The organism is Fictibacillus sp. NPDC058756 (assembly GCF_042746035.1).
In the GTDB taxonomy this organism is placed as follows: Bacteria; Bacillota; Bacilli; order Bacillales; family Fictibacillaceae; genus Fictibacillus.
The window spans coordinates 659418-674535 of record NZ_JBHYPU010000001.1 but is presented as its reverse complement, the minus strand read 5'-3'; the positions used below and the strand labels follow the sequence as shown (position 1 = coordinate 674535).

The window sequence follows — 15118 nt, the reverse complement described above, 5'->3', positions numbered from 1 at the left end:
GCTATCATCCTTCCGCTTTCAACTCAAGTATGAGGTCACGAAGCTCTGCTGCACGTTCGAACTGAAGGTTCTTGGCGGCATCCTTCATCTCTTTTTCCATACGCTCGATAAAGGCTTCGCGATCTTTCTTGTTCATCTTTTGCTTAGGAGCTTGTGCACCTGTATAGGTTTCTGTATCTTCAGCTGCTTGTGTAGCACGAATGACGTCACGAACTTCTTTCTTAATCGTAGTCGGAGTTATGCCGTGCTTTTCATTATGTTCCATCTGTTTTTGTCGTCGGCGCTGTGTTTCATCGATCGCAATCTGCATGGATTTCGTAATTTTATCTCCATACATGATAACGTGTCCGTTTGAGTTACGGGCAGCACGTCCGATCGTCTGAATAAGCGAACGCTCTGAACGCAGAAATCCTTCTTTATCTGCATCTAAAATAGCAACAAGTGATACTTCAGGAATATCGAGTCCTTCTCTCAAAAGGTTGATCCCAACAAGAACATCAAATACTCCAAGCCGAAGGTCACGTATGATCTGAATCCGCTCCAGTGTTTTGATTTCTGAGTGAAGATAGCGGACTTTTATTCCGAGTTCTACGAAGTAGTCGGTCAGATCCTCAGACATTTTTTTCGTTAACGTTGTAACTAGCACTCTTTCATTTTGAGCAACTCTCTCGTTAATCTCGCCGAGCAAGTCGTCAATCTGCCCTTTGATCGGACGTACTTCTAATGTAGGATCAAGCAGTCCCGTCGGACGAATAATCTGCTCAACAGGGTCTGGTGCATGTTCAAGCTCGTAAGGACCTGGTGTTGCTGATACATAGATGTGCTGAAACTTCGTATATCTTTCAAATTCATCAAAGGTTAAAGGACGGTTGTCTTTTGCTGAAGGCAGACGGAAGCCATGATCAACCAGAACACTTTTTCTCGCCTGGTCTCCATTAAACATTCCACGAATCTGCGGAAGTGTAACATGCGACTCGTCGATAACAATTAAAGAATCGTCCGGAAAATAGTCCAGCAATGTATAAGGAGTAGATCCTAAAGGACGAAGAGTTAAGTGAACAGAATAATTCTCGATACCCGAACAGAATCCCATTTCAGCCATCATTTCAAGATCGTAGCGGGTACGCTGTTCCAGTCTCTGTGCTTCCAGCAGTTTCCCTGCTTCATTAAGCTCTTTAAGCCGGTCCTCAAGTTCAGCTTCGATTCGTTTGATCGCAAGCTTCATCTTTTCTTCGCGGGTTACGAAGTGGGATGCCGGGAAAATAGCAACATGGTTACGTTCGCCTAAAATTTCACCTGTAAGCGCATCTACTTCTGTAATTCTGTCGATCTCATCACCAAAAAACTCCACACGTAAGCAATGTTCGTCACGCGAAGCCGGGAAGATTTCCACAACATCACCGCGAACACGGAAGGTACCACGAGTGAAATTGATATCGTTTCGATTGTACTGAATATCGACTAAATCACGTAAAAGCTGATCACGGTCTTTTTCCATTCCTTCTCTGAGCGAGATTACCATGTCACGGTATTCGTCTGGAGAACCTAGACCGTAGATACAAGAAACACTGGCAACAATAATAACGTCTTTTCTTTCAAAAAGAGAAGAGGTTGCGGAGTGGCGAAGTTTATCGATCTCATCGTTGATGCTGGCATCTTTTTCGATGTATGTGTCTGAATGAGCGATGTATGCTTCAGGCTGATAGTAATCGTAGTATGATACAAAATATTCAACCGCATTATTAGGAAAAAACTCCTTCAGCTCACTGTAAAGCTGGCCGGCTAATGTTTTATTATGAGCGATAACAAGCGTCGGTTTGTTCACTTCCTGAATGACATTCGACACGGTAAACGTCTTCCCTGTTCCTGTCGCACCAAGCAATGTCATGCTCTTTTTTCCTGCATTAATATTGTTCACAAGGTGTTTGATCGCTGCGGGCTGATCCCCTTGTGGCTGATAATCAGATTTGATTTCAAACATTTGACTTTGACTCACAAAACCGAACCTCCGTTCCTAATTTCTGGTTACTCAAATTATAGCACAGCACCGATCCAAAAACCTAATAATTACGAACAAATATTCGCAGAAGTTTCTGGAAGGAATTCATAGTGGTATACTTAAAGGCAGCCGCTTGTTGGGAAATAAATTGTTTGGGGTCTGACCCCATTTCCCGCTAGCTGTATCAACGGTTTCGGGGAAATTGTAGCAGGTGTGTCCCCAAAAGGAGATGCTTTTAATTGGAATTTTTCTATATATTACTTGGATTGTGCATTGGTATTTTCTCAGGATTTTTCGGCATTGGCGGAGGCTTTATTCTGACGCCGGTTCTTATTTTGTTTGGGATTCCTCCACTCTCTGCGATTGGAACGAGTTTGATGTATTCGATCGGAACGAGCGTGTCAGGCGTTGCTGCCCACTTGCGATATAAGAATATTATCTGGAAAACTGCTGCTGTTATTGGTTTTGTTGGTGTACTAGCGACTCAGGTAGCCCATCCGCTTGTAGTATGGCTTGAGAAAATGGGTTATGACGATACTATCATCCCGGTTTTCTATATTTTGCTTCTTGCATACTTTGCACTTTCCCTGCTTTATAAACAATCAAAACACAACAAAAGTACTGAATCAGGTGAACGGCAAATTTCTTTTTCTTTGGTGAAGGCCGTTTTCATTGGATTTACCGGAGGCTTTATTTCTACGACTCTTGGTGTTGGCGGAGGCTTTGTAATGGTGCCCTTACTGATCTCAATGATGAACTTCTCATCCAGAAAAGCAGTCGGTACAAGCTTGGTCAGCGTTTTCTTAATCGTAACGGCTGGTTTCTTAACGTACGCGGCATCCATTCAGCTCGACTACAAACTCGGCATCCTGTTAATCGTGGGAGCATTAGTGGGCACTCAGCTGGGAGCAAAACTGACAACGATTTATTCAAACGAACAAATTCAAAAATATTTAGGAGCTCTATACATCACGATTTTAACTTCTGTTGTATTAAAGCTTTTCAATTTTGATAAAGCGGGTCTAGGAGTAATCACGATCTATGTCTTAACACTTCTAATTCTCTTCTTAAAAGAAACGATCTCGCATACAAAAAGAAAGACGTCTACCTCATAAAGTAAGCAGTTCAGTTTTTGTGGAGAAACATATGAGATAACATAGGAATTAGCAGACCAAATAGCATAGCGAATTTGGTCTGCTTTTCTTTTTATAACAGGCTTTATCTAGGTTTAATTATGATATCGCATAGTAAATCGCACTCTAGTTATCATATTGACAATAGTTATTGTCATTTGAAGTAATAATATGCTAAAAGGTTTGCTATTTAGTATGTTAATTCTTATGTTCAAATAGGATAATTGTGATTTTATGTTAAAATATGTATGTATATAAAGAAATAGAGGTTCTTAAATGATAGAGGTGGAAGAAATTTATGTGGAAAAGAATAGATTGTCTTGCAATTTATACTACGGACATTGAAAAGTCGGTAAATTTTTATCAATCGTTAGGTTTAACTAAGGCTTGGGAAACTTATCAAGACGAGGAAAAACAATGGACTCTTGTTGGAATGAGATTTCCTGATGGTAATTCAGAGCTAGTATTAAAGAATAATCCTAATTTGAATTTTGCTGAAACAGAAATTGTTGTTGAAGATGTTAGGATGGCTTACGAAACGTTAAAATCTAATACAGAAGTACAGTGGATACGCACTCCTTTTCCTAATTCTTTAGGTGGACACGTTGCAGTAATGAAAGCTCCCGATGACAATGTTTTTGTTTTAATCGGAAAGTAATTTGATAGAAGATTTTTGAAAGTAACAAGGACTTTAATAAAACATTAAGACTAAATGAAAAACGCTTGTGTCAATTTAAGACAATTCAAGCGTTTTTTTGTGCGATTTCAATTGTTATTTACTGTGCTAATTCTACTGTGCTTTAGTATGTTATTTTTACTGATATTTAACATTTTCTCCACAGTATCCAAACTACTTACTCATAAAGGTGACGTCTTTTTCTATTTTACTTTTCTCTTTTGTTTTTTATAGATTTTCAACCCAAGAAAAAAGCCTATAATTGTAGAAATTCCAGCAATGATTTGGAGCGGCAGCGGCTGATGTAAACCATCTAACCCGAAAATTAAAATTAAAATGGTAATCCCTAATGGCAGAAACTTTGAAAATAACACTCTGTTAAATAACAGCAGCAAGAACACTGGAAACAGAGCCGCGAAAACATACTCCAACATGAAACAATTGACCCCTCTCATCTGAACGTTCAAAAACCCAACTTTAGTAAACGTTCATCTATACCTCTCTAAATTTAACCAAACTCCCTATACAAAAACAAGGAAATTGTTATGGGAAATAAATTGTTTGGGGCCAGACCCCATTTCCCAACGAAACTTTCTGTTTAGATGGACGTACAGTAGGATAATGTATACAAAGTTCGAATATGATTAACAATGTATCTTTAAGGAGATGATTGATATGTTAAAGAAATTACTAAAATCGTTATTGGGTCACAAAAGCTATAAAAAATACAGCAGCTCTGGATACAAGCACAAGAAAAGCTATAAAAAGTACAGCAGCAGTGACTTTGGAAAGAAGCATTATGGCGGGTATGGCCATAAGCATTACAAGAAGAAAAAAAGAAGCAGCTTTTTCAGCAGCTGATCTTCTTTAGCTGAAAATTCCTGATGATCAATGAACTCTTAAAGGGTCTTCAAAGAACATTATTTGATAGACCTCTTAAACCTGGTCTCCTCATTCAGGAACGTTACCGCATTAACGAATTGCTAGGAATGGGGAGTTACGGAATTACTTATTTAGCACATGATAGCTTAACAAAAACTACCGTTGTTCTGAAGCAGCTTCGAAAAACTAAGGCAAAAACCGAAAGCGGACTCCGGTCTTTCCAGCGAGAGTCTGAAATCCTTAAAGTAATCAACCATTCTCAAATTCCAAAGCTTCTAGATGAATTCCAAAATGATTTAGGTTTATTTATCACTATGGAATGGATACAGGGAGACACTTTTGAGGATCTGATTTTTCGAGATCAGCACACGTACAATGAAAGAGAAACCATAGCCATTTTACTGGAGCTTTTAAACATTATTGAGTCCTTTCACGAAAAAGACATCATACATCGTGATCTTCGAATACCTAATATCATTCAGCGAAATGGAACGCTGCACATCATTGATTTTGGACTGGCTTGTTTTTTATCAGATAAAGAAACGTCAGATCCTGATGACCATCCCGAAAAACTGCGAATGCGGGCAGTCACCGTGAAAAGCGATCTTTTTGCGCTCGGCCATTTTGCCTTGTTTCTCCTCTATTCTTCTTATGAACCTCAAATAAAGAAGGAAAAGAGCTGGGAAGAGGAATTAACGATTTCACATTCATTCAAGGCCGCACTTCGCAAAATGCTGCAGTTAGACGAGCCTTTTCATTCTGTTGCGGAAGCTCGATTCGCATTAAACCAAATATAAAAGCCCGGAAAAACTTCCGGGCTTTTTTCATGTGGACTTGAATTTATTTTGTTTTTCTATTTCCAAGAATTCTTCAAACTCTTTTTCATGTTTTGTCGTAACAGCTAAGTTTTTCAGGGCATGGTGGAATTGCTGATAGTCTAATGTAAACAAGAAGAGATCTTCAAATCCTTTTGCTGTGAACACACCAAATTCCCATACCGCATTATAATCACGCTTATTAAGCGATTTCGCCATCAGATCCAGCACTTTCAGTATTTCGGTGCACACAATGACATTATCTTTTGCATAATGCCTGATATAGCCAAACGCATTATATAAATAATGACTAAAGTCTCTTTCTTGTAAAACTACTCGCAAATTATTGTTTTTATCCACTAAATACTTTGAGAATATCGAATTCCGGGATATCGAAGCAAGCACTTCTCCAAGCTGGTAGATGGCGGTTGTTGCAGTTTTTGGATCATAATTCCCAAGAGATCTTATCGCGACTTCAACCAGTTTATTGATGCTGAATTCTATATCTTGAACTTCTGTCTGCCTTCTTCCAATACTGATAAGAGACATATACTTTTGTTCATCAACTTCATTTTCACCATTTTTCCAATACGTGATAATTGGTGTTGAAGCAAACACATAACTGCCAATCGTGTATTCCAACTGGATCACAATATCATCTTTTTCAGCTTCTTTAATAATAGAAATAAAGTCTACCAGCTGAATGAAGCCAGATTTTCCAGCCGATATCGAATTACCCTTATTCTCACAGATATCACTGTTAACCGTGCTTAGATCGTTTACTTTATAAGGATCAACTTCATCCTCTAACGTATTTTTCACAATGGATAACGCTTCTTTTTTCATATCGTAAGTCATCTGGTTTACTTGCAGCCAGGCGACTGCATGATTAATAAAAAAGATAAACGTTCCCATTGAAAATGCAGCAATGATTGCCGCAAGCAAAGGAACAGCAAAATAATATTCCGCCATTCTTTTATTCAAAAATAGAAAACTCAATAACATATAGATAAAACTTGATGTAAATATGCCCAGCACGCGCTGTGTTGACTTACTTGCAATAAAATTTTTGAGCATTCGAGGTGAAAACTGGCCAGAAAATGTTGTAAAAACAACTAGAATCAAGTTAAAGGTAAAGGTAGTCAGCGTTAAAATCGCAGCTGTAAGTGTTCCCACTAGATTTCGTGTTAGATCATAATCTACCGCAAAAAAAGGGCGCATCTGATCTCCTAAATCGTACTTTAGATCAGTGGTTAGTGTAACACTCACTAATAGAGAAGAAAAGATAACATAAAGCACGGGAGTAAACCACATATTAGATTGAACAGTATGAGATAGTTCCCTCTCAGACATTTTTGTATATTTCTTTAGATAATTATCAAGCAGATTCATCCTAAACATGTGTACATCCTCTCATGACTCAAAAAGAATAATAACCATTCAGCAGCCAAACTGATTCCTATCATATTTTGCCCTAATTATAAAAAGTAAAACTTCCTCGATCGTTTTACTGCAAAAATAAAGAGCGATTCTTTTAAAGAATCACTCCAAAAATGTATATCGTTTACTGCAGAACGCTTGGATTACTTTCCCCTCTTCCGTCCTCTCTGCAAACTGCCCTTCTGTATAATCTTTGATCACTTTTCTCCAAAAAGCCTGAGCAGGTTTGTTACTCTCAATCTGGAAAACTTCCCAATTCCCTTTATGTATTTGAAATACTTGATGTGCCGCATATTTTCCTAACCCGATAAGACGGAATTTTTTCATAATAAAAAATTCCGCTATTGACCAGTAACGCTTATCTTCCTCTTGAACTTCCCTTACTAATATAAAACCAGCGATTTTTCCCTCTTTTTCGATCAGATAAGGAAATCTCTCTTTTTCTTCCCAATAGTTGTTCAAATAAGTATACTCATCATACAATCCGTTGTTTCCAACGTACGCTTCAACAAACTCCGAGAAGTCATAAAAGTTTTTTTAAGACTCTTTTCTAAAGGATTGTTGCTTCTAGGGCATTTTTGTGATTGACCTCATTTGCAAATTGATTGGAGTATAAGGTGCGGGACTCCTGCGGGATCAGCGTGCCAGCTACCTGAGTATTTTTCTCGTAAGGCATGCGACGAGGAAGCTCGCATCATCAGGATTTTCTTGTAGACGCAGGAGCAGCACTTCATATCTTCACAGGGGCTCACCACACGCCCCGCGGAAAGCGAGCATCCTGAAACGGAGATCAATCGCTTTCAAAAAACAACACTGATTAGAAAACAGCCTTTTTTATAGATACTCATCACCATCTGGATGGTATCTGTATTTTTCCATATCGATTGTTCTTTTTCCTTTAAATTGCAGTCCCTCGTCTTCCAATAATGATTTTTGAGTAAAAAACAGTTCCTCATCCTGAATTCCGATTTCACCTTTTGAATTTATTACTCTATGCCATGGCAAGTTGTATTTTCCACTCATCGAATGCAGAATACGGACAACCTGCCTTGCTCCTCGAGGGCTTCCGGCTGCCTTTGCGATCTGGCCATACGACATTACTTTTCCAGGCGGTATGCTTTTTATGATGTTGATCACCGCTTCGGTAAAACGCTCCACACTTCATCCTCCTAGAACATAAAAAAGGAGTGCCAAATCTTCTTCAGACTTAACACTCCTTTCCCATACTATTATTGATACATTGTTTGACGCTGCTTTTTCAAGTCTTCGTTCGCCAAGTACTCATCATAAGGCATTTCTTTATCGATGATTCCTTTTGGTGTGATTTCAATGATGCGGTTCGCGATCGTTTGAACGAACTGATGGTCATGGGATGTAAACATCAATGAACCTTTGTAGCTGATTAAACCGTTGTTTAACGCTGTGATGGATTCAAGATCCAAGTGGTTCGTTGGGTCATCAAGAATCAATACGTTCGATCCGCTTAGCATCATCTTAGAAAGCATACAGCGAACTTTCTCTCCACCTGACAATACAGATGGCTTCTTCATTACTTCCTCGCCAGAGAACAGCATTCTGCCAAGGAATCCGCGAAGGAAGCTTTCCGTTTGGTCTTCTGGAGAATATTGACGCAGCCACTCAACTAGTGTTGGCTCGTTGCCATCAAAATATTTGGAGTTATCGCGCGGGAAGAATGCCTGTGAAGTCGTTACACCCCACTTGTATGTGCCGCTGTCCGCTTCCATCTCACCCATTAAAATTTTGAACAATGTTGAAATCGCAATTTCTTCTTTACCAACAAAAGCAATCTTGTCTTCTTTGTTCATTACAAAGCTTACGTTATCAAGCACTTTTACGCCGTCAATCGTCTTCGAAATCCCTTCTACTCGAAGAAGGTCGTTTCCGATCTCACGGTTGATGCCAAAATGTACGTAAGGATATTTACGGGAAGAAGGCCTGATATCATCAAGAGAGATTTTATCAAGAAGCTTTTTACGAGATGTTGCTTGCTTCGATTTAGATGCATTTGCACTAAAACGGGCAACGAACGCCTGCAATTCTTTAATCTTCTCTTCCTTCTTCTTGTTTTGGTCTTGTGCCATTTTAAGAGCAAGCTGAGAAGACTCGTACCAGAAATCGTAGTTTCCGACATAGATTGTAATTTTTCCGAAATCAAGGTCAGCCATGTGCGTACAAACTTTGTTTAGGAAATGACGGTCATGGGATACAACGATTACTGTGTTATCGAAGTTGATAAGGAACTCTTCAAGCCATTGAATCGCCTGAAGGTCCAAGTTGTTTGTCGGCTCATCCAGCAGTAGAACGTCAGGTTTTCCGAAAAGAGCTTGCGCTAATAAAACTTTAACTTTCTCAGAACCTGTAAGTTCCGCTAGTTTCTTCGTGTGAAGATCTTCTTTAATACCTAGTCCTTTTAAAAGGATAGCGGCTTCCGATTCAGCTTCCCAACCGTTAAGCTCAGCAAATTCACCTTCAAGCTCAGCTGCACGAATTCCGTCTTCGTCAGAGAAATCAGCTTTCATGTAGATTGCATCCTTCTCCTGCATCACTTCATAAAGGCGTGCATGCCCCATAATAACAGTCTGCATAACCTCTTGATCTTCATACTCAAAGTGGTTCTGTTTCAAAACCGCTAACCGCTCGCCTGGTGTCATGTGAACGTCACCTGTTTGCGCCTCGATCTCACCCGATAAAATTTTCAAGAAAGTTGATTTCCCCGCACCGTTCGCACCGATCAAACCATAGCAGTTTCCTGGCGTGAACTTTATATTAACGTCTTCAAACAGCTTGCGGTCGCCGTAGCGAAGACCAACGTTAGTTACTGTAATCATTTAGGTTCTCTCCTTTGTAAAAAACACATTCCCAATGATTGTATCATAAATGAACGGCATTCAACTTTACAATCTTGTACCCGCTGTGAATTTTTTAAACTTCATTGCATGAAAAAAGCCCAAATGCCGAAGCCTTTGAGCTTAAATCATTATACCGCTGGTGAAGATGGTGCTTGTGTGTTGTCTTTTTTCAACAACCAGTATTGGCTCCCCAGCATAAGAGCAAATGCCGCTAGTCCGATCGCACTGTATATACCCTCTGGATAAATCAGCAAGAAACCAATAATTACAGCTGCTGCTCTTTCCAGCAAATGAAGAGGACGCATCCAATAACCGATCATACCCGCACCGATTGCGATCATTCCTACAAAAGCAGTTGAAATAACCCAAACAGCTTCCGTCCACGTCGTATCGATCAGCATAAGCTGAGGTGAGATAACGAAGATGTACGGAATAATAAACGCAGCAATGGCAAGCTTAGACGAAATGATTCCTGTTCGTATCGGTTCCCCTCCTGATACACCAGCTGCAGCAAAAGCTGCCAGTGCTACTGGAGGTGTAATATCAGCGATTATCCCAAAATAGAACACGAACATGTGCGCCGAAAGATCCGGAACACCAAATAATAGAATGGCTGGTGCTGCAATTGTAGATGTGATTACATAGTTTGCTGTTGTTGGTGATCCCATACCTAGTACGAGGGACGCGATCATTGTTAAAATCAACGTTGGAATTAAATAACCGCCTGAAAGTTCAAGCAAGCCATTCGCCATTTTAAGGCCGACACCTGTAACCGTTACAACACCGACGATCATACCAGCAGCTGCTGTAGCTGCAGCAACGCCAAGAGCCGTTCTGGCACCATCGGCTAATGCTTCAACAAAGAGCTTCGGTCCCATGCGAGTTTGCTTATTGAACATACCAACGGCAATCGCACTTACGATAGACCATAGAGCCGCTTTCGTTACACTCATCCCGCTCATTAACAGAAAAATAACGACAAAGATCGGTATCAATAAGTAAATTTGTTTGATGACTCTTTTTGTCTCAGGCATCTCTTCTCGTGAAAGTCCTCTAAGACCAATTCGTTTTGCTTCAAAGTGGGTCATGATCCAGATTCCCGCGAAATAAAGAATAGCAGGGATAGCAGCAGCTTTGGCGATATCCCAATACGTAATGCCGCCACCAATGAATTCAACCATGAGGAACGCTGCCGCACCCATAACCGGAGGCATGATCTGGCCACCTGTAGAAGAAGCAGCTTCAACAGCACCTGCAAAGTTTTTATCATAACCTAGACGTTTCATCATTGGGATCGTAAAAGCACCTGATGTTACAACGTTAGCAACTGAGCTTCCACTTATTGTACCTTGAAGGGCACTGGAGAAAATGGCAACCTTAGCAGGTCCGCCTACACGTCTTCCTGCAATCACGATTGATAAATCATTAAAATACTCCCCAACTCCTGTTTTAACGAGAAACGCTCCAAACAAGAGGAACAAGAAGATATATGTTGACGAAACAGCCAGAGGAGTACCTAGAATACCCTCTGTTGTAAAAAACATAGTTCTTATAATACGCTCAATGCTTAATCCTTTATGCTCTAAGAACCCCGGCATATAAGGCCCGAGATACGCGTAAAGCAAGAACAGGCTAGCAATGATTGTAATCGGAAGTCCTACAACACGTCTTGTTGCTTCCAAAACAAGAAGGATAGCGATTAGACCAATAATAAAATCTTGCGTGGTTAGTCTTCCAATCCTCATAACGAGATCGTCCATAAATATGTACCAATATGATCCTACTGCTATGGATAAAACAGCGAGAATCATGTCATACCAAGCCACCTGAAATAGCGGCTTTTTCTCTTTTTTCTTTTTAGATGCTGGAAATAATAAAAAGATCAGAGTAAGAGCAAAACCTAAATGAATTGTCCGTTGCAGCTGTGCGGGCAATACGCCGAAAATTGCTGTATATAGCTGGAATAAAGAAAAAGCAACAAGACCAATCAGTGTAATCCAATAAAGTGCACCTTTTAATTTCCTGAAACCTGCTTCAGGATCATACTTTTCCATCAGTTCCTGTACTGCTTGATCTGATATTTGCTCACGTTGTATTTGATTTTTGTTATCCAAGTTTTTTCCCTCCAATCAACCATTGCCATACATTTACCTTCTCTGTCTTTATTCGAACCCAAGATCCTTTTTCACTAAAGCTAGAGAAGGGATACTCATGTCCATCATACAGGAGTGTGTGATTGGCGATGATTTGTCCGGTTCGAATATCTAGTAAAGGAAAAGTCCGGTTCATGTTGGACAAGATATAAGTCCCATCTTTTTGTGTGAAGACCTCAGTTCCTGTCGCCCCAGAAGGCATCCCTACTCCAAATTCCTCAAAACGCATTTCAGTCTGAATAATCATTCCTTCTTCATTCGTATGATAAGTTTCCAGTACTGGCGTTCGATGAATCGAGTGTATGTATTTGATACTAAATTCTTCTTCAGGCTTTACATCCATAAAAGCTAACCGTTCCCCTGTCTCACCATCTTCTATAATCAAACCTAAAAAGGCAGGATACAGACTTGCGGCAGCGAAGACACTTACGATCAAAAAAACTCCTATTATGCGCTTCATAAGAATACATGGACTAAAGATAATTCCTTAGTCCATGATTACACCTCTTATTTTAAGATTCCTTTTTCTTTAAAATACTTTTCAGCTCCTGGATGGAAATCAATCCCCATACCCTCTACAGCTTTTTCAGCAGAAATCAGTTCTCCTTTAGCGTGACTAATCTTATCTGTGTTTTCAAAGATAGCTTTTGTGATCTGATACACTGCGTCTTCTTCCATGTCTTTACGAACAGTCAGCATAGATAGAACAGCTACTGTTTTCACATCTGCCTCTAATTTATATGTGCCGCTTTTCACAGTATCCTCAATATAGTAAGGATATGTATCAATAAGCTCTTTAATCTTATCGTCAGCGATCGGTACGATAGTTACTGGCTTCGTAGCCGATAATGCATCAACAGCCCCTGTTGGTGTACCTGCAGTAATAAAAGCAGCTTGAATGTTTCCATCCTGAATCCCTTCAGCAGACTCATCAAATGAAAGATGCTGAGCTGTAATATCTTCCATCGTCATGCCATGAATTTTCAAAATTTGTTCTGCGTTAGCGAATGTTCCGCTTCCTGGCGCCCCTACTGAAACCTTTTTCCCTTTTAAATCTTCAACACTTTTAATGCCGCTGTCTTTAAGCGTAACAATTTGAATTGTCTCAGGATACAAAGTACCAATACCTGCGATTTGATCTACTTTCTCCTTAAACATCTCCTTACCTTCAGCTGCGTAACTAGCGATATCTGTCTGTGTAAATGCTATATCAGCATCTCCATCTTGTATTAGCTGCATGTTTTCAACTGAAGCACCCGATGCTTGTGAGTTCGCTTCTACGTCTAACTCATCACCGATAATTTTTGCCATCTCTCCACCGAGTGGATAGTATGTACCGCCCGTTCCACCTGTCACAATACTGAGTCGATCAAGATTTAAAGCAGGACTTTCACCTGATTCCTCTTTTTCAGATGGAGTTTCAATCTTTTGTCCGCAAGCGGCCAATGAGAAAGCAAGAATCAGTACGAAAAATAACGCGATCCCCTTTTTCATGTTTTTCCTCCTTAATGGAATTTAATTACTTTTTTATAGTTTAGCATACCGTTGGATAAAATTGCAGAATAATTAAAATTTTTTGATAGTATTAAACAAAAAAAGAGGGCGACCGAAGTCACCCTGTTGGTGTTAACTTATGAATGCACGGAGCATCCAGTTGTGTTTCGCCAGGCTTTCACGAACGGAAAGCAGCATGTCATGGGTAACTTCATCGCCTTCGCGCTCAGTTACTTCCATTCCCTCTTTAATCTCAGAAATCAATAGCTCAAAATCATTTATTACGTTATGAACCATCTCTTCCGCTGATTCTCCGCCTTTTGCTTCTTTAACTGTAGCCATCTCTAAATATTCTTTCATGGATGCTACAGGTGTACCTTTTAGAACAAGCAATCGTTCAGCAAGTTCATCAATGTTCGTTGCTGCTTCATTGTACAGTTCCTCAAATTTTTCATGAAGGGTAAAGAAATGAGGACCCTTTACATACCAATGATAGTTATGCAGTTTTACAAAAAGCACGTTCCAGTTTGCAACCTGTTTGTTCAATACATCTTGAATGGAATTCATAAAAGACCCTCCTATTTTGCTTCTTCGTTTAAAACACGGTTCAAGCGTTTGCGAAGCATGTCCATTCCGCTTCCGCCTGCTTGGAAATGACGCAGTTTACCTTCTTTATCGAAAACATAATAAGCCGGAACATATTTGTTTTCAAAAGCATCAGTCAGCTTGTGTTCACTGTCCACATAGATCGGCTGTGAAATATCATGACCCATTGCCATCTGTTCGATTACACCCATATCCAGATCGTTTTCAGAACGAGGCATATGAACGGCTACCACGTTTAAATCATCTTCATACTCGTCACGAAACTCGTTCACATCAGGCATTGCCTCTTTACAAAGCCCGCAGCTTACTGACCAAAAATGGATCAGTGTTGCTTTTTCTCCCACAAGATCTTCTTTTTTCACTTCATCGTTCAACCATGCTGTAGCACCATCTAATTCAGGCATTTGTTCACGTAATTTCATCTCTTATAACCTCCATTTGTTAAACAGTTGTTTAATGTTTTCTTTGTTTTTTTCTAAGATTATAGTGTCTTTTGACCTGGCTTCCAGTTAGCCGGGCATAGACCACCGGTTTGCAATGCTTGTAAGACACGCAATGTTTCGTCGGCATCTCGTCCGATGTTGTTATGGAAAACAACCTGGTACATCATTTCGCCTTCAGGGTTAATAATGAACAACCCACGCAATGCGACTCCCTCTTCTTCAATTAAGACACCGTAGTCACGGGAAACTTGGTGGTTTGTATCTGCAGCAAGCGGATAGTTCAGCTCACCAAGTCCGTTATCTTCACGTTTAGTGTTGATCCATGCCAGATGCGTATGAACCGTATCCGTTGAAACTCCGATCACTTCAGCATCCAAGTCCTCGAATTCATCGTATCTATCAGACAATGCAATGATTTCTGTCGGACATACAAAGGTAAAGTCCATCGGATAGAAGAAAAGAACTGTCCATTTTCCGTTTTTCATGTTCTCTTCTAAACTTACTTTTTTCGTTTCTTTGTTTTGCATGATCGCTTCCATTTCAAAACGAGGTGCCTGTTTGCCTACCATTCTTTCTGCCATAATTTATTCCACTCCTTTTATCTTTA

The 15118-nt window shown here is 39.9% G+C and carries 16 protein-coding genes; 4 read left to right on the top strand and 12 right to left on the bottom strand.

Annotated features, from left to right (window positions below; all coding sequences use genetic code 11):
* Positions 1-4 precede the first annotated feature (4 nt).
* Positions 5-1981 carry an excinuclease ABC subunit UvrB gene (uvrB, locus tag ACFW35_RS03245; RefSeq protein WP_379847365.1) on the bottom strand — a complete coding sequence of 659 codons (1977 nt, stop codon included), beginning with the start codon at positions 1979-1981 and terminating at the stop codon, positions 5-7.
* A gap of 257 nt (positions 1982-2238) precedes the next feature.
* On the opposite strand from uvrB, the gene ACFW35_RS03240 reads away from it, so the two are divergent.
* Together ACFW35_RS03240 and ACFW35_RS03235 are read left to right on the top strand one after the other, a co-directional pair.
* Positions 2239-3114 (top strand): sulfite exporter TauE/SafE family protein, encoded by an 876-nt coding sequence (locus ACFW35_RS03240; RefSeq protein WP_379843755.1) that lies wholly within the window; start codon positions 2239-2241, stop codon positions 3112-3114.
* A gap of 316 nt (positions 3115-3430) precedes the next feature.
* Positions 3431-3790 carry a VOC family protein gene (locus ACFW35_RS03235; protein ID WP_379843754.1) on the top strand — a complete coding sequence of 120 codons (360 nt, stop codon included), beginning with the start codon at positions 3431-3433 and terminating at the stop codon, positions 3788-3790.
* A gap of 221 nt (positions 3791-4011) precedes the next feature.
* Here the strand turns inward: ACFW35_RS03235 and ACFW35_RS03230 are convergent, their stop codons facing one another.
* Positions 4012-4242, bottom strand: a complete 231-nt coding sequence (locus ACFW35_RS03230; RefSeq protein WP_379843752.1) for a DUF2198 family protein — start codon at positions 4240-4242, stop codon at positions 4012-4014.
* Positions 4243-4483: 241 nt separating this feature from the next.
* Between ACFW35_RS03230 and ACFW35_RS03225 the strand changes: the two genes are divergently transcribed.
* Complete coding sequence (locus ACFW35_RS03225) at positions 4484-4669, top strand: hypothetical protein (protein WP_379835829.1); 186 nt, start codon at positions 4484-4486, stop codon at positions 4667-4669.
* 23 nt (positions 4670-4692) lie between these two features.
* Complete coding sequence (locus ACFW35_RS03220; RefSeq protein ID WP_379843751.1) at positions 4693-5487, top strand: serine/threonine protein kinase; 795 nt, start codon at positions 4693-4695, stop codon at positions 5485-5487.
* A gap of 27 nt (positions 5488-5514) precedes the next feature.
* On the opposite strand, the gene ACFW35_RS03215 is transcribed toward ACFW35_RS03220, so the two are convergent.
* The 10 genes from ACFW35_RS03215 to ACFW35_RS03170 form a co-directional block, all read right to left on the bottom strand.
* Positions 5515-6906, bottom strand: a complete 1392-nt coding sequence (locus tag ACFW35_RS03215) for a DUF2254 domain-containing protein (protein ID WP_379843749.1) — start codon at positions 6904-6906, stop codon at positions 5515-5517.
* 141 nt (positions 6907-7047) lie between these two features.
* The gene (locus ACFW35_RS03210) at positions 7048-7407 is read right to left on the bottom strand and encodes a GNAT family N-acetyltransferase (protein ID WP_379843748.1); all 360 of its coding nucleotides are present in this window, start codon (positions 7405-7407) and stop codon (positions 7048-7050) included.
* 372 nt (positions 7408-7779) lie between these two features.
* Positions 7780-8103 carry an MGMT family protein gene (locus ACFW35_RS03205; RefSeq protein ID WP_379843746.1) on the bottom strand — a complete coding sequence of 108 codons (324 nt, stop codon included), beginning with the start codon at positions 8101-8103 and terminating at the stop codon, positions 7780-7782.
* A 71-nt stretch (positions 8104-8174) separates the two neighbouring features.
* Positions 8175-9794 (bottom strand): ABC-F family ATP-binding cassette domain-containing protein, encoded by a 1620-nt coding sequence (locus tag ACFW35_RS03200; protein ID WP_379843745.1) that lies wholly within the window; start codon positions 9792-9794, stop codon positions 8175-8177.
* A 149-nt stretch (positions 9795-9943) separates the two neighbouring features.
* Positions 9944-11869 carry a TRAP transporter permease gene (locus ACFW35_RS03195; RefSeq protein ID WP_379847363.1) on the bottom strand — a complete coding sequence of 642 codons (1926 nt, stop codon included), beginning with the start codon at positions 11867-11869 and terminating at the stop codon, positions 9944-9946.
* Between the two features lie 52 nt (positions 11870-11921).
* The gene (locus ACFW35_RS03190) at positions 11922-12404 is read right to left on the bottom strand and encodes a DUF1850 domain-containing protein (RefSeq protein ID WP_379843743.1); all 483 of its coding nucleotides are present in this window, start codon (positions 12402-12404) and stop codon (positions 11922-11924) included.
* Positions 12405-12475: 71 nt separating this feature from the next.
* Positions 12476-13462, bottom strand: coding sequence for a TAXI family TRAP transporter solute-binding subunit (locus tag ACFW35_RS03185; RefSeq protein ID WP_379843742.1), 987 nt, complete (start codon positions 13460-13462; stop codon positions 12476-12478).
* A 132-nt stretch (positions 13463-13594) separates the two neighbouring features.
* Positions 13595-14029: a Dps family protein gene (locus tag ACFW35_RS03180; protein WP_379843740.1), complete on the bottom strand. Its 435-nt coding sequence runs from the start codon at positions 14027-14029 to the stop codon at positions 13595-13597.
* Between the two features lie 11 nt (positions 14030-14040).
* Complete coding sequence (locus ACFW35_RS03175) at positions 14041-14490, bottom strand: TlpA family protein disulfide reductase (RefSeq protein ID WP_379843739.1); 450 nt, start codon at positions 14488-14490, stop codon at positions 14041-14043.
* 59 nt (positions 14491-14549) lie between these two features.
* Entirely contained in the window at positions 14550-15092 is a 543-nt protein-coding gene (locus tag ACFW35_RS03170; protein ID WP_379843737.1) for a peroxiredoxin, read from the bottom strand.
* Positions 15093-15118: the final 26 nt, after the last annotated feature.